The organism is Nonlabens sp. Ci31, assembly GCF_012974865.1.
Lineage (GTDB): Bacteria > Bacteroidota > Bacteroidia > Flavobacteriales > Flavobacteriaceae > Nonlabens.
The window spans coordinates 2,948,073-2,963,293 of sequence record NZ_CP043633.1 but is presented as its reverse complement, the minus strand read 5'-3'; the positions used below and the strand labels follow the sequence as shown (position 1 = coordinate 2,963,293).

General features: G+C 36.1%; 18 protein-coding genes. 10 read left to right on the top strand and 8 right to left on the bottom strand.

Annotation, left to right across the window (positions count from 1 at the left end; genetic code table 11):
- Positions 1–246: 246 nt before the first annotated feature.
- The 6 genes from F0365_RS13050 to F0365_RS13025 all read left to right on the top strand — a co-directional run bounded on the left by F0365_RS13050 (position 247) and on the right by F0365_RS13025 (position 6,154).
- Positions 247–933, top strand: a complete 687-nt coding sequence (locus F0365_RS13050) for an RluA family pseudouridine synthase (protein WP_169934092.1) — start codon at positions 247–249, stop codon at positions 931–933.
- A 349-nt stretch (positions 934–1,282) separates the two neighbouring features.
- Positions 1,283–2,191, top strand: a complete 909-nt coding sequence (locus F0365_RS13045; protein ID WP_169934091.1) for an ABC transporter substrate-binding protein — start codon at positions 1,283–1,285, stop codon at positions 2,189–2,191.
- On the top strand, positions 2,188–3,564 hold the full coding sequence (locus F0365_RS13040; RefSeq protein WP_317169824.1) for an aldehyde dehydrogenase: 1,377 nt from the start codon (positions 2,188–2,190) through the stop codon (positions 3,562–3,564). The genes F0365_RS13045 and F0365_RS13040 overlap by 4 nt, the downstream gene beginning before the upstream one ends.
- Before the next feature lie 251 nt (positions 3,565–3,815).
- Entirely contained in the window at positions 3,816–4,130 is a 315-nt protein-coding gene (locus F0365_RS13035) for a hypothetical protein (RefSeq protein ID WP_206071281.1), read from the top strand.
- A gap of 1 nt (position 4,131) precedes the next feature.
- Positions 4,132–4,749, top strand: a complete 618-nt coding sequence (locus F0365_RS13030; protein ID WP_169934089.1) for an L-threonylcarbamoyladenylate synthase — start codon at positions 4,132–4,134, stop codon at positions 4,747–4,749.
- 571 nt (positions 4,750–5,320) lie between these two features.
- A complete protein-coding gene (locus F0365_RS13025; RefSeq protein ID WP_169934088.1) occupies positions 5,321–6,154 on the top strand; it encodes an alpha/beta fold hydrolase in 834 nt (277 codons plus the stop codon).
- 4 nt (positions 6,155–6,158) lie between these two features.
- Here the strand turns inward: F0365_RS13025 and F0365_RS13020 are convergent, their stop codons facing one another.
- Positions 6,159–7,121 carry a hypothetical protein gene (locus tag F0365_RS13020; RefSeq protein ID WP_169934087.1) on the bottom strand — a complete coding sequence of 321 codons (963 nt, stop codon included), beginning with the start codon at positions 7,119–7,121 and terminating at the stop codon, positions 6,159–6,161.
- A gap of 99 nt (positions 7,122–7,220) precedes the next feature.
- On the opposite strand from F0365_RS13020, the gene F0365_RS13015 reads away from it, so the two are divergent.
- On the top strand, positions 7,221–7,601 hold the full coding sequence (locus F0365_RS13015; RefSeq protein WP_169934086.1) for a CDP-alcohol phosphatidyltransferase family protein: 381 nt from the start codon (positions 7,221–7,223) through the stop codon (positions 7,599–7,601).
- 220 nt (positions 7,602–7,821) lie between these two features.
- The gene (locus tag F0365_RS13010) at positions 7,822–8,175 is read left to right on the top strand and encodes a hypothetical protein (RefSeq protein ID WP_169934085.1); all 354 of its coding nucleotides are present in this window, start codon (positions 7,822–7,824) and stop codon (positions 8,173–8,175) included.
- Here F0365_RS13010 and F0365_RS16580 read toward each other — a convergent pair.
- From F0365_RS16580 to F0365_RS16570, 3 genes are all read right to left on the bottom strand, one after another.
- The gene (locus F0365_RS16580) at positions 8,172–8,423 is read right to left on the bottom strand and encodes a hypothetical protein (RefSeq protein ID WP_240961673.1); all 252 of its coding nucleotides are present in this window, start codon (positions 8,421–8,423) and stop codon (positions 8,172–8,174) included. The genes F0365_RS13010 and F0365_RS16580 overlap by 4 nt on opposite strands.
- Positions 8,420–8,998, bottom strand: coding sequence for a TlpA family protein disulfide reductase (locus F0365_RS16575; protein ID WP_240961671.1), 579 nt, complete (start codon positions 8,996–8,998; stop codon positions 8,420–8,422). Before F0365_RS16575 ends, F0365_RS16580 begins: the two co-directional genes overlap by 4 nt.
- A gap of 75 nt (positions 8,999–9,073) precedes the next feature.
- The gene (locus F0365_RS16570; RefSeq protein WP_240961670.1) at positions 9,074–9,394 is read right to left on the bottom strand and encodes a hypothetical protein; all 321 of its coding nucleotides are present in this window, start codon (positions 9,392–9,394) and stop codon (positions 9,074–9,076) included.
- Positions 9,395–9,489: 95 nt separating this feature from the next.
- Between F0365_RS16570 and F0365_RS13000 the strand changes: the two genes are divergently transcribed.
- Positions 9,490–10,074 (top strand): pseudouridine synthase, encoded by a 585-nt coding sequence (locus F0365_RS13000; RefSeq protein WP_169934084.1) that lies wholly within the window; start codon positions 9,490–9,492, stop codon positions 10,072–10,074.
- 102 nt (positions 10,075–10,176) lie between these two features.
- Here the strand turns inward: F0365_RS13000 and F0365_RS12995 are convergent, their stop codons facing one another.
- From F0365_RS12995 to panB, 3 genes are all read right to left on the bottom strand, one after another.
- Positions 10,177–10,788, bottom strand: a complete 612-nt coding sequence (locus F0365_RS12995) for a hypothetical protein (RefSeq protein WP_169934083.1) — start codon at positions 10,786–10,788, stop codon at positions 10,177–10,179.
- 351 nt (positions 10,789–11,139) lie between these two features.
- Positions 11,140–12,450 carry a UDP-N-acetylglucosamine 1-carboxyvinyltransferase gene (gene murA / locus F0365_RS12990; RefSeq protein ID WP_169934082.1) on the bottom strand — a complete coding sequence of 437 codons (1,311 nt, stop codon included), beginning with the start codon at positions 12,448–12,450 and terminating at the stop codon, positions 11,140–11,142.
- A 427-nt stretch (positions 12,451–12,877) separates the two neighbouring features.
- Positions 12,878–13,696, bottom strand: a complete 819-nt coding sequence (gene panB / locus F0365_RS12985) for a 3-methyl-2-oxobutanoate hydroxymethyltransferase (RefSeq protein ID WP_169934081.1) — start codon at positions 13,694–13,696, stop codon at positions 12,878–12,880.
- Between the two features lie 238 nt (positions 13,697–13,934).
- On the opposite strand from panB, the gene F0365_RS12980 reads away from it, so the two are divergent.
- Positions 13,935–14,093 (top strand): hypothetical protein, encoded by a 159-nt coding sequence (locus F0365_RS12980; RefSeq protein ID WP_169934080.1) that lies wholly within the window; start codon positions 13,935–13,937, stop codon positions 14,091–14,093.
- 307 nt (positions 14,094–14,400) lie between these two features.
- Here F0365_RS12980 and F0365_RS12975 read toward each other — a convergent pair whose 3' ends face one another.
- Positions 14,401–15,216 (bottom strand): prohibitin family protein, encoded by an 816-nt coding sequence (locus F0365_RS12975; RefSeq protein WP_169934079.1) that lies wholly within the window; start codon positions 15,214–15,216, stop codon positions 14,401–14,403.
- Between the last annotated feature and the right edge of the window lie 5 nt (positions 15,217–15,221).

The following is a 15,221-nucleotide window of genomic DNA, read 5'->3' as shown; positions in this document are numbered from 1 at the left end:
TAAAAAACTATCTCTGCATGGAATGGTAAATAAATGGCTGAAATATCTTTAAAAAAATATTTAATGTATTCATAGTGAGTATTTTAAACCTAAAGGTCATTTGTCTTTTAAAAACTGTAATTACGCTTGCACCCATAGTTTGATAATAGTAATGTAAGATGGCAACAAATAACACTATCATACAATGAAGATATTATACTATAAAAAAGTTACAAGTACTTTACCTTTACCACTCGATTCTACCCTATGTCTATCAACCACCGCATCCTTTTTGAAGACAACCACCTTATTGCTATCAACAAGCAGTCTGGAGATCTCGTGCAAGGAGATAAAACTGGAGATGAAATTCTCCCTGATGTGATCAAAGAGTATATCTCAAAGAAGTACGATAAACCTGGTGCTGTCTATTTAGGCGTGGTTCATAGATTAGACCGCCCTACAAGCGGTGTTGTGATATTTGCACGTACTTCAAAAGCATTGCCTAGAATGAACAAACTTTTTGCTACTCATGAAACTGACAAAACCTATTGGGCAATTGTAGAAGGAATTGTACCTAAGAAAAAAGACCGTTTGGAACATTATCTGGTCCGCAATCCGAAGCAAAATAAAAGTTACGCACATGATCATGAGGTGCCCAACTCTAAAAAAGCAGCACTCTCCTATACTGTGATTAAAGAACTGGATCGTTATACGCTTTTAGAAATAAAACTGGAAACAGGAAGACATCATCAAATCAGATCACAGCTGAGTAAAATAGGTTGTGTGATCAAAGGAGATTTAAAATACGGCGCCAAACGCAGTAATAAAGACGGCAGTATTCATCTTCACGCGAGAACATTAGAATTTGTGCATCCTGTAAAAAAGCAGCAGGTTAAGATTATCGCTCCTGTGAATGTTAAGGATGCGTTGTGGAAGGCAGCTGCCGAGTTGTAAATAGTTCTGAGAATAGGACTTGAAAAGGAGAATTAACCAACTCCTCTTCAACCACTACTAATTAGTAGCAAGCTAGCAAATCTGTCGTTTGCATTGCTCTCGAAAAAAAGCTCATCGACTGCAAGTAATAGTTAATGGGACCAAAAGTAGCCACTGGAGGGGCGAAAGTAGCGGTGGCAAATTTTAGCCGGATAGATTTTGAGGTCTTAGAATAGGATCACATACTTTGTATTTATCTTCAAATCATATATCAACGTAATCAATCACAATTTCTTACCAACTTTACAAACACCTTCACATAACTTGGTGTTCTTTGGTGTAAATTGGTTTTTAATTTGAAAATCAATCGATGACATCGTTAAAAATAGCTCTAGACTGGACGCCAAATGCAAATCACATTGGGTTTTTTATAGCTCAAGAATTGGGGTACTACGCAAATGAAGACTTATTGGTAGAAATTATAGATCCTTCACAAGATAATTACGAGCTCACCCCTGCAAAGAAAGTGGAACTAGGCCAAGTAGATATGGCTTTGTGTCCGCTGGAGAGTGTGATGAGTTATCAAACAAAATCAAATGCTTTTGATCTAATTGCAATTGCAGCCCTATTTCAAGAAGATCTTAGTGCAATAGCTTGTAAATCTGGTACAGGGATTAGGTCTCCTAAAGATTTAGATCATACCACTTATGCTTCTTATAAGGCCCGCTACGAAGATGCTATAGTGAAACAAATGATCAAAAATGATGGTGGAAAAGGAATGATAGAATGCGTTTACCCAGATAAATTAGGTATTTGGGAAACCATAGAAAAGGATCAAGTTCAAGCCACTTGGATCTTTACCAATTGGGAAGGTGTTCAGGCAGCACAACAGAATACCGAGTTGGTATTGTTCCAATTAAAGGACTACGGTATTCCTTACTCATATTCTCCTGTGATCAGTTGCTCTGAACATACCATTTCCACAAAAGAAGTCGCATTAAGATCATTTTTAAAAGCCACTAAAAAGGGTTTTTTCTACGCGCAAGAATATCCTGAGAAGGCTGCAGAATTCTTAAAGGCTCTAGTTCCAGAAAAAGATAAGAACATGGATCTACAGAAATCTATAATAATGACTTGTGCTGTTTTAGGAGATCACGAGCATTGGGGCCAAATGAATTCTGATGGAATCCATAAATTCTTGACCTGGCTTCAAGACCAAAAGTTAGAGAACCATCACTTAAAAGCGAATTCCCTTTTTACTAATACCTTATTATCATGATGAATGTAGAACAGCTCCATAAAGCCCAACAAGATTTTTTTAAGACGCGTAAGACACAAGATCTAAAATACCGTGTTGAAAGCCTTCAAAGGCTCAAAAAAGTGATAGAAAGTCGGGAACAACAAGTTTACAAAGCACTCGCAGATGATCTCGGTAAGAGCGAATTTGAAGCCTTTCTTACGGAGTATAATGTGATTATAGATGAGCTTAAAAAATACATTTACAGAACAAGTAAATGGTCTCAACCTAAAAGAGTTAGGGCTTCTGTACTCAACTTTCCCTCTAAGGCAAGAAGATACCCAGAGCCCTATGGAAATACCTTGATTATATCGCCCTGGAACTATCCTTTTCAACTTGCTTTAGCTCCATTAATAGGTGCTGTAGCCGCAGGAAATACAGTAGTTTTAAAACCTAGCGAATTCTCCAATGCGACGAGTAAATTGTTACAGGAAATCATAGAAGAAGCATTTGACGAGGCACATGTTTCTGTCGCTTTAGGAGATTCAAAAGTTGCACAAGAGCTCACTACCCTGCCTTGGAATTATATCTTTTTTACTGGGAGTCCAGCAGTAGGTAAATTAATTTATCAAGCAGCAGCAAAACATCTTACACCAGTGACATTAGAATTAGGTGGTAAAAATCCATGTGTGGTCCATGAAAGTGCAAATATCAGGGTAACGGCAAAACGTATCGTTTGGTCTAAGTTTCTCAATGCAGGTCAGACCTGTATCGCACCAGATTACTTACTGGTACACAAAAGCATTAAAGATCAACTGGTTACTGAAATTAAAAAACAAATTCACGTATTCTTCGGTACCAACGTAAAAGAATCGGCAGATTTCCCTAGAATTATTAGAGAGAATCATTTTGACGAACTTATTGGTATGTTGGAAGGAGAAATTCTAATCGAAGGTGGCGACCACGATAGAGATGCACTGTATATAGCTCCTACCCTTGTTGATGAACCATCTAGAGATACTAAAATAATGGGGAATGAGATTTTTGGCCCTCTACTACCCGTGATCACCTATTCCACAAAAGAAGATTTGGAACAATGGATCGATAGTTTTGAAAAACCTTTGGGCGCTTACTGCTTTACTGGCGATTCTAAATTTGAAATGTGGTTCATCAAGCGATTTGCTTTTGGCGGTGGTGTTATTAACGATAGCATTGTTCAGTTTCTAAATGATAGGCTTCCCTTTGGTGGTGTCGGCAACAGCGGCATCGGCTCTTATCACGGTAAGAAAACTTTTGAAGTGTTTTCTCATTACAAAAGCGTGGTACATAGAGGTACTTGGATTGATTTACCAGTTAAATACGCACCCTATACTCATAAGTTGAGTAGGGTTAAAAAGTTGATGAGTTGGCTGTAATTCCATAATCAGTATTCTCGAATTGATACTAAATGATCAAAAAATTATTTGTGGCAGGCTTTCGCGAAAGCGAGACAAATAAAATACTCTAAAATAGAAATCACAATATCAAATAATCTAAACCTAACACTATTGGTCAAGAAGAAATAAAACATTCAACAACAAGGCGCTGTAGGCCTTTTAAAACATAAAGCGCAGTAAAAGCTGCTGATTAATCAATTTTATTGATTAAATTTAACCTAATATAAAACATGGATTTGAATTATACTCTAATTACATCGCAGCAATTACTGCAATACAGCCTGCAAAGCACCTTAACAATTGTTATTGTTTCTGGGCTTTTTGTGTTGGGATGGATGCTATTTTTAAAAAATCAGAAAGCAAACTCTGACTCCACTAAAAATTCTATTTCTATAAAAATAGATCACAACGGTAAATATAAATATGATGTAGTGCCCAATTCAGGCAATAGTAATTTGAAGTTTTGGATACGCATTCTCATTGCTATTATCGCTTTAGCCTTTCTTTGGATTCCTATCAAATCATTTTTTAATCCGCAATATTAATATGGCACAATTGATTAAAATATACGAAGATAATCCTAACCAAAAGGACTTAAAACGTATGGCAGATGCTATGCGAGACGGTGCTTTAGTTATTTATCCCACTGATACCGTCTATGGTTTAGGTTGTGATATTACCAATAAAACGGCACTAGAAAAGATAGCCCGAATCAAAGGAGTCAAACTAGAAAAGGCCAACTTTTCTTTTATCTGTGAAGACTTGAGTAATCTAAGCGATTACGCCAGTCAAATTGATTCTCATACTTTTAAAATTCTCAAACGTAATCTACCAGGTCCTTATACCTTTATTTTACCAGGGAATAATAATTTACCTTCTGTATTTAAGAAAAAGAAAACAGTAGGAATACGTGTGCCAGATAATAAGATCGCTACAGAGTTGGTACGATTATTAGGAAATCCAATTATCTCTACTTCTATTAAAGATGATGATGAAGTTATAGAATACACCACAGATCCAAGTCTTATTGCCGAAAAATGGGACAAACTAGTGGATTATGTGATCGACGGCGGTTTCGGTGGTAACATAGGTTCAACAGTTATTGACCTTACAGGTGATGAGCCTGTTCTTTTGCGTGAAGGAAAGGGATCTATAGAATTATAAGTAGTGCTTTCCAGATTTTATAGAACTGAATTTTATCTGAGCTTACTGATTATAGCTATTAGTATGGCTATGTAAATCAACTTAGCATAGCAGACTCGTCTATGGATATTAATATTCATGACACCTATTATGTTTTCGGTTTAATAGATTTGCTCTCTATTGTTTTATGGACAGGGCTCTTATTGGGTTCTTTTTTAGCAGGTTTAAGCAATAAGAAGTTCTCTTCCTTTACCAAGCTTTACATGATTACCTTTATTATATTTCTAATATTGATGTTTTCATTTATACGTAATTACTTTTTTTATCTCCCTATGTAAACCTTACTTAAAAGGTATTATACCAATAGTGATCAACTTGAATCTTATGTAAATATTATTCTGTTTTTATTGCCCATTATAATAGTTATGTTGCTGATTATTGGTATTTGAAACCTTATGAGTCTAAGAAAAATTAACAAGGTATAGTTGTCTTTTAATGGCAAATTTAAATTTGATAAAGCTTTCCTTTTTCACATTTACTTATTAGAATACCATTTATTTTGTTTTAAATTGTAACTAATAAAAAATAAAAAATGCCAAATTTAATAAAGACTACAGCTCAAAAAGATAACAATGTAAGCATCTACTATGAAGATCATGGAAGCGGTCAACCGATCGTTTTAGTTCATGGATGGCCATTAAGTAGTGCCATGTGGGAATACCAAGTTCCTGTTTTAGTAGAAGCTGGTTATCGTGTGATTATTTATGATCGTCGCGGTTTTGGTCGTTCTTCTAGGCCTTATTTTGGTTATGATTATAAATCCATGACAGAAGATTTACATGATTTGATTGAAAAATTAGATTTAAAAGATATTGTTTTGGTTGGGTTTTCCATGGGCGGTGGTGAGTTAGGACAGTATGCAGAAACATATGGAACCAGTAGAATTAGCAAGCTTATTTTTATCAGTTCTGTAGCTCCTTATCTATTAAAAACAGATGACAATCCCGATGGAGCTCCTGACGAAGTCTTTAAAGGAATGGAAGAAAATGTGAAAAATGACCGTGCTGGTTTTTTAAAAGCTTTTGGTGAAAGCTTTGTCAATTATAAAGATTATAAAGACCGTATTTCTCAAGGACAATTAGATTACAACTTTCAAATCGCAATAGATGCTAGTCCTAAAGGAACTTTGGATTGTATCAATTCCTTCGGTAGAACAGATTTACGTAAGGAATTAAAGGCTATCCAAGTCCCCACTCTATTCATTCACGGAGATGCCGATAACATTGTTCCTTCAGCACCTAGTTCTCAACAAGGACATCAATTAGTAAAAGGTTCTAAGTTAGAAATTATTAAAGGTGGCCCTCATGGTTTATACCTCACTCACAAAGACGAACTCAATAGATTGCTCCTGAGCTTTATCAAATAGATTTTTAAAAATCCAATAGTTCATAACGCTCTAGAGATTGTTCTAGAGCGTTTATTTTTTGTTCTATTTTATTGAAAAATCGCGCTCTTTCTTTAGTGGAAGCCTTACTCAACGAAGTAGATTGTTTGAGTTGGTGTTTGAAGTACCCTTGAATGCGACCCAACATATTACTAGCGGTAAATTTGATATACCCCAGCATGGTCATGGTCACAAAACCGGCTGCTGGTTGACCGTGCTTATAAGTTATAGAATTATTAGTCATGATCAATAACTCGTGGTAATGTATATCATACCTATCACTGGCTAAATCTTTTTGTCTTTGCTTTACCAACTTCATAATGTCCTGACACAATATCTTAGCATCAGAAAGAGGTAACAATCCAGCAGTTAAAAAGTAATCCACTTGCTTAAGACTGCTGCTCACCGTAGTATCATTCCATATTTCACAAACTTCAAATCGACTTATCAATTTGTTGATTTCTTTCATATATGTCTTGAGCTCTAAGCTTAAATGAAAGTTTTCATAGCGAGTTTCGGTAAAGTTAGGATCCATTAATTGCAGCCATACATACATCTTGAACCTGGACAACTCACTAGCATCAAAATGGTGATAGACAGGAATATCCTTAGCGCTGTATTCAAAACGAACCCCATCTTTACCCAATTGAGACAAGTTTTGGATCGTTTCGGCAAGGTAAATTTCCATACTTTTTATGGAATTCACATGAGGAGTTGCTTCTCCTAAGGCACTTAATTTTAAATCTTCGACTAAAATATTATCTAATGAAAACTGTCCTTTTTGCGCTAATTGCATGGCTTCCTCTATAGACAGCTTTGCTTTGCCTTGAATACGCCTATAAGCAGCGTCATAACTTATTTCTAGCACGTCGGCTACTTGTTGTATAAAAGATGATGATTCTGTTAGGCTTTCGCGAAAGCGGGTAATAACAAGCTCTTGTTTATTCATTTTGCATTTTTCACAAAAATAAAAATACAACATTAGGAGTTAACGCAAATGATCTTCGAAATAACGCGATAGATTTGAGCATTCCAAATAAAGGAACTTATGCATATTCCAAAAGCATTGATATTATTTAGACTGCTCTTAGCTCCGATCATTTTAACACTAGCCTATTTTGTCGATGATGCTTCTAAAATAACTGTAATAATTCTCATGTATTTGGGACTGGTTTCTAAAATTCTCGGTGGTATAGTCGCTCACAAACAAGGAATTCCTAGTGCTCAACTAAGAAGAATGGACCGTCTGAGCTATATGGTATTTTGGCTTTCTATAGGTTTTACTGCCTGGATATTATACCCACAACTTATCGCCAATAATAGCGTTTCTATTTATATCATTTTGGAGATAGAAATCACCTGTTATATCATCATTAAGGTGAAATTTAAAAAGGAGACTTACACACATGCCTTTCTTTCTAAATTATAGGGCGTAAGGCCATTGATTGCTTTCACCTCTTTAATAGGCTTTAATCACGATGGGATACCTTTTGTAACTGCACTAGTCGTGGGATTAATTTTTCCTATAAGCCGAATTTTAATAAGGCTTATTTTACCAGAATAGGCACACGACATACCAGATGCTTATTTGATTAGAAAAGGAATAGATTTTAAAAAGAATGACTTACTCAACGGTTAAAAAAAATGTTATGAGAAACTTAGTACAACAATATTATGTGATTATGGAAGAAAAAGTAAGCACCACCACTTTTACAAAATTGTGGATGGCTTTAAAGCATAACCTAGGTGCTAGCTATCTCGACGTGCAGTTAGAACGTTTGTGTAAAAATAAAAGAAAACAATTGCTTTCTTTAATCCCCCATCATAATACCAAAGGGAAGCCTTCTATTTTAAGTATTCAACTGACCAATGCAAAAATAGGAGAACTACGCGATGTGCTTACAAAATCTGGGTTGAAGCTATTGAAACTGGTGCGTATTCCGATTAATATGAAAGAGCAAGAGCTGGTAATTCCACCAAATATCATGCGCGATTTATTTTAATTGTCGCTTTGCAACTGTTCCATTAATTGGTAAAACTCCTCTTTAAATTTCTCATATTTCTGTCCAGTGGCGCGTCCATTGTAACCGGTATGTATACGTCTTACTTTTCCAAATCTATCTATGTAAATACTGGTAGGATAAGATAGTATGTGATCTAGCATAGGTAGTTTTTCGTTAGCGGTTTTCTTATCTGTAAAGCCGTATTGCGCTAAAAGTATAGGATAGGTAACATTTTCAGCTGCAATCAAACGATCAATAGAATTAAATGCTTCTTTTTCAGAACCTCATATTCAAAAGCGAGTCCTATAAATTTAACATCAGGTTGTCGAGAGTTGATGTATTCTTGATAGAATCGTGTTTCTTCGAGACAGTTAGGACACCAACTTCCTAAAAGCTGGACAATAACTACCTGATCTTTAAATTCTGGATCATTCAAGCTGACTATATTGCCATTAGTATCTTTAAAACTAAAGTCAATAGAATCAGAGCCTTCTTTTAAAAAAGTCAATTCTTTTGCATCTGGTAAGTTGTATTCATTATTTAGAACAGCTGTAAAAGGTTCCCAACAGTGATTACCACTATAAAAGACTCCCTCCAAAACACTGTCTTTTACCACCGCTTCAAATAGGAATACATGCGCCCCATCAAATGTGGATAATTTTAAAGTATGATTTATAATGGAACCTTCTAAAAACCTATAATCTCCAGTTGTTGTTTCATATGTTCCCGTTACTTCGTTTCCCTTTTGATTAAATACACCTTTTGCCATGTATCGATCTAGTTTACTATCTGGACTAAAAACAGTTTGATAGTTTCCAGACATATCGGTTGCGATACCTTTATTATTTGTTTCATCAAAACGATATTCTTTTCCCGCATTTAATTGAAATGGTACTATTCAATCCAGACTAGGTTTTATATCGACGCCTGTAATTAAACTATAAGACTCAAACTTACCTTTAAAATAACCTTCAAAAACTGGCGGTTTTATAAAAATAGAATCTCCTTCAATGGCTACTTCGGTAACTAAGATTTCTTCGTTAGCATTTTTTATAGTAATGGTTTGATCTTCATTTACTGTGATTTTTACAGGTAGTTGGTTATTGTCTCCTAAATCAAAAACAAGTCTCCAGTTACTGGGCTTTAACGAGTACTGTTCTGCTGCTTTTTGACAGGAGGTGATGAGTAGGATAAAGGAAAGTAATAGCAGCTTTTTCATAATATGAGTGTATCATTTAATTACCAGGTAAGTATTACGTAAGATTTAATTAATATTTATTTAGGATTTGAGTAGGAATTTAGGAACTTTGCTGAATGGATCACCGCCACTTCTTAATCTATAAACCTTATAAAATGCTCAGTCAGTTTATGACGAACGACAGGCATCAAAAAAACAAGAACTTTCTAGGCGATCTTTATGATTTCCCAACAGAAAGTATGGCGGTAGGAAGACTGGATGAAACCAGTGAAGGCTTATTAATGATTACAACAGACGGCCAACTCAGCAACATTATTAATAAAAGAGGGAAAGTAGAAAAGGAATATTATGCTCAAGTAGACGGCACGATAACTCCCGAAGCTGTTGAAAAAATGATTACGGGTATGGAGATCAGTATCAACGGCAGTAACTACTTAACTAAAGAGTGTCAAGCTCGTATTTTAGATCACCAACCCTTTTTACCAAAAACACGTCAACGGGTCAGAGATGACCGACATGGTCCAACAAGCTGGGTGTCTGTAACTTTAAAAGAAGGTAAATTTAGGCAAGTACGTAAAATGTGTGCTGCGGTAGGCTTTCCTGTATTGCGATTAGCCCGTGTGCGTATAGGAGATTTTACAATAGACGATTTAAAAGGTGAAAAAGTTGTGGAAATTACGGAACTCATAACCACGGAATAAATGTGCTCTTTATGGGAATACCAACTATTGATGTTAGCTTGCTTTAACTAGCAGCAGAAGAAGTAAAACAGCTATTCAGTTGTATTTTTCCTAAAGGTAGAATTACTCATTCTTTAGAATGATCAAGGTTGCTTTTACTCCGGCAGCCAGATTCCATATGTTTTGTTGGATGACTTTCCCTTTGGAATCCATTACCTTGAACTCGGCTGTATTGGGACCTGAAGTACCTTGATTTAATGCTTCTATTTCTAATTTATTAAAACCGTCTTTAAGTGGTATGCTTACCCCTTGATAGACATTTCTTAGATAAATCTTATCCACTAGTATTTTATCATCTTGCCAGATACGAACCATATCTCCATCTTCAAATTGATGATCTCTACAAATAAGGCGTAATATTTTCTCGCCAGTTCTGATCTCTCCTAAGAAAGTATCACTTTTAAATCCCGCACCAACTGGAGCATCTCTTTTAAATTTTTGTTTTTCGTATTTAATTCCTGGATCCACCAAATCCGTTTCTATACGCATTTTGATTTCGTTGTTGTCTTTAGGTCTGGTATAGGTTTTTGTCTCCTTCTTTTCTGGAAATAACATCGATCCACCCGAAGTAGTTTGAGGTACCGGTTCTATAGTACGTGGAGTCGTTTTAGGGATTTCCTGAGCAACAGAAATACCTAAAGAAAAAATAAAAATGAATGCGACAATATTTTTCATAATTGAAAGATATCAAATTCCTTGCCCAATCTGTATTCTAAAAAGTTATTTTAGGTTAAAAGAACTGTAATAAATAGGTCGCTTGAATCAATTTTAACTTTCAAAGACATTGATATAGAATGATTTCCGTACCAGCTAGCAGTTCATTTAAAATAGAAATAATAAAAACCTGTCTAATTCTATAAAAGCAAGATGTTCTTTAATACCTCACTTTTTATAGTGGTTGCGCTTTCTTGGTTGCCAAAAGGCATGACGCGGAAGCATCACCTAGATCAGAATCAATACTAGAATCGCTTTTGCTCCGCTACTCAATGTCAAGGGATTAAAAATTGAAATACTAAATCATTAAAGTTAATTCAACCGCTCGATCTTAGCTCCTATCGCTCTTAACCTAGTATCTATATTTTGGTAGCCTCGGTCAATTTGCTCAATATTGTGGATCGTACTCGTGCCTTTTGCACTTAATGCTGCTATAAGTAACGAGATACCTGCTCTAATATCTGGACTAGTCATAGTCGTAGACTTTAACTGAGATTGAAAATCATGACCAATAACAGTAGCTCTATGTGGATCACAAAGAATGATTTTTGCCCCCATATCAATCAATTTATCTACGAAGAACAAACGGCTTTCAAACATCTTCTGGTGTATGAGCACACTACCTCTAGCCTGTGTAGCCACCACCAAAACAATACTCAGTAAATCTGGAGTAAAACCTGGCCAAGGTGCATCAGAAATGGTCAAAATAGAACCGTCGATGTAATTCTGGATTTCGTACCCATCTTTATGAGCAGGAATGTAAATATCATCTCCTTTGCGCTCTACGGTAATTCCTAATTTTTTAAAGGTATTAGGAATATTTCCCAGCTCGTCATAAGCTACATTTTTAATAGTCACTTCAGATTTAGTCATCGCAGCAAGACCTATCCAGCTTCCTATCTCAATCATATCTGGAAGTACGCGATGTGTCGTGCCTCCTAATTTTTCTACACCTTCAATGATCAACATGTTAGATCCTATACCAGATATGTTGGCACCCATACGCACGAGCATTTTGCAGAGTTGCTGTAGGTAAGGTTCACAAGCGGCGTTATAGATCGTTGTTTGTCCTTTGGCAAGGACAGCGGCCATAACGATGTTTGCTGTTCCTGTTACCGAAGCCTCATCCAGTAACATGTAGGCTCCGTGAAGCTCATCTGCCTCTACTCCATAGAAATACTCTTCTTTATTGTATCTGAATTTTGCTCCTAATTTGATAAAACCTTCAAAGTGGGTATCTAATCTGCGACGGCCTATTTTATCACCGCCTGGGCGTGGAATATAACCTTTTCCAAAACGTGCTAATAACGGCCCCACTAACATGATAGAACCTCTCAGACCGCGCCCTTGAGTTTTATATTCTTCCGACTGTAACCAGTCCAGATTGATATTATCTGCCTGGAAAGTGTACGATTCTGGACCGTTTTTAGTCACTTTCACACCTAAGTTGTTCAACAAAGCGATGAGTTTATTCACATCGATTATGTCTGGAACGTTATTAATTTCTACCGGCTGGTCCGTTAATAAAACTGCACAAAGTATTTGAAGTACTTCGTTTTTAGCTCCTTGCGGATGTATATCTCCTTTTAATTGATGACCGCCTTCTATTATAAATGTTCCCATGAATGTCTTTGATTGTAATTTTTAAAAATAAAGAACTTGAAGAAGTTGTTAAAGCGTTCTTAAGTTTAGTATTCACAAGTAATGAACAAGATGAAGTATTAAGTACTGGAACCAAGCATTAAGATTTTTAATAATTACAAAAGCTTATGGAGCTAAAAACTAATGGTTACTTTTAGTACTACAATCACTGCCAACACTCATCTCAAAATTCCCTTGCGGGAAGGATTTTCCAAATTCAGATTTTATTGAGAAATATCCCCTTTAAGTTGGGTAAAGTGTTTCGGCTGTACTTATTCTCAGAAACCTTTCCCCGTACAGAAGCTATCGAGACTAAAGGTTTAGGTTGATAACCCACCCATTCCAGCATTTTATTCAATAAAATAATTTAGTATCACCTTATACCAATAGGCAATCGGTAATTTAGAATTTAATACTGCTCCTCGTCATTAGGAAAGTCCTCTGCTTTTACATCTTTCACATAATTTGCTACTGCGTTACCCATATCTTCATAAAGGTTTAAATAACGACGTAAAAAACGAGGATTAAATTCATGCGTCATACCAAACATGTCGTGAGAGACTAAAACCTGTCCATCTACTCCAGCGCCCGCTCCTATTCCTATTACTGGAATGGTAAGCTGGTCTGCTACTTGTTTTGCAAGTGCTGCCGGCACTTTTTCTAATACCAAAGCAAAACAACCCATACGTTCCATAGCAAGGGCATCTTCAATAAGTTTATCGGCTTCCTCCTTTTCTTTTGCTCGTACCGTGTACGTTCCAAATTTATAAATAGACTGTGGCGTGAGTCCTAAGTGACCCATTACTGGAATACCTGCATGAAGAATACGTTTGATAGATTCTTTAACTTCGCTTCCACCTTCTAATTTCACACTGTGACCGCCACTTTCTTTCATGATGCGTATGGCACTGCGCAACGCCTCTTTGGGATCACTCTGATAACTACCGAAAGGTAAATCAACTACTACTAGAGCACGCTCTGTACCTCTTACCACACTGCTCGCATGATAAATCATTTGGTCCAGCGTAATAGGTAAAGTTGTTTCATGTCCTGCCATTACATTACTGGCACTATCACCTACAAGAATCACATCTATACCAGCGCTATCAATGATTTTTGCCATAGTATAATCATAAGCGGTTAACATCGATATTTTCTCGTTATTCCCCTTCATCTCCGTTAGTGATTTTACGGTGACTCTTTTATATTGCTTCTTTGCAGTTGACATAATACTTGTTTTAAGTGTAGCAAAAGTACTACTATTACAGCGCAATTAAACTGAAACAACAGGAGACTTCTAATCCCTATTATTTGCGTTCTCGCTTTCGCGAAAGCAAACTCTCAACAAACTCTACCACAAGATTCTACCACTGTAACCATTGAAAAGCCTACTGCTATAGATGCCGTAAAACCTTTTTAAGCATTTTTAGGCACAAGACTCCACTGCATTAAAAAAATCCAGACGTATGAATATACCGCTGACAACTATATCTATAACTAGAGAAGACCACAAATTAAGCACGACTGAAGCATCACAGCTTCTTATAAAAATCGTTAGTATTCCAGACAGTATCCCTTTTGAAGAACGACTTATCAAATTAGTTTTGTCGGAGATACACAAATAGCGACCGTAACAACCACCTATGAATTTTATTACAATAACTTCTTAGCGCATTTGGAAACCAATAGGTTTACACTTTTCTTTATCGATGTTAAATGGATCATCGCAGGATTAGCAGACACCCGTATATACCGGTAGCATCACTGGTCTCGAGTAGCTATATGAGTTATTGCCACAAGTACTTTTTTAAGACACTTGCTATTGACTACCTTGAAACAGCTCGTGGTAGGCCACTTTTACAAACATAAAAAGTCCCATTTCATAAGTTATGAAATGGGACTTTTTTTAAAATCTATTGAAATCGGAGTCTTTTACTGATTCCCTAGTATGATAGGTAAACCACCGTTTTCACCGCCACCTATAACAATAACTTTAGAATTAGGCGATTGAGACAGTTGTAAGGTAGCTTCAATTCCTTTTTCCTTTAAAATTTTATCAGTTAAAGATGCGCTTAGAATTTTGTTAGCTACTGCTTTTCCTTCGGCATCGATTCTTTGTCTTTCAGCTTCTTTAGATGCTTTGGTAAGACGAAATTCATATTCTAAAGATTCTTGTTCCTGACGTAATTTACGCTCGATAGCCTCTTTAATTTTAACCGGTAAGGTTACATCTTCTACCAATACTTTATTCACTTGAATATATTGGGAGGACAATTCTTTTTGGACTTCTTCAAGAATTTCATTTTGAATAACATCTCTTTTACTAGAGTACAGTTGCTCTGGAGTATAACGTCCTACCACACTTCTAGCGGCAGCACTAATGGCTGGAGCAAGAATCGCAGACTCGTAATTACGTCCTTTTTCTTGATGTAAGTAAGGTAATTTGTTGTATTGTGGTTGGTACCATACCGTACCATCTACAGTAACTTCTAGACCGTTAACAGAAAGCACTCTCATTTTATCACTTACTGAAAGCTGTCTTACAGGATAAATGATCATGTCATTCCACGGCGCAATAATGTGAAATCCTTCACCATAAGTGTTTTCTCTATCCACACCATTGTCAAGAGTTTTAAATAAAACACCTGCCTGCCCAGACTCAATAATGACTGAACTTTTGATAATAATAATTGCTAGTATCACTAAACCTACTAAGGTTAATACTGCCGCTTTGGGTAATTTTTGCATAATCT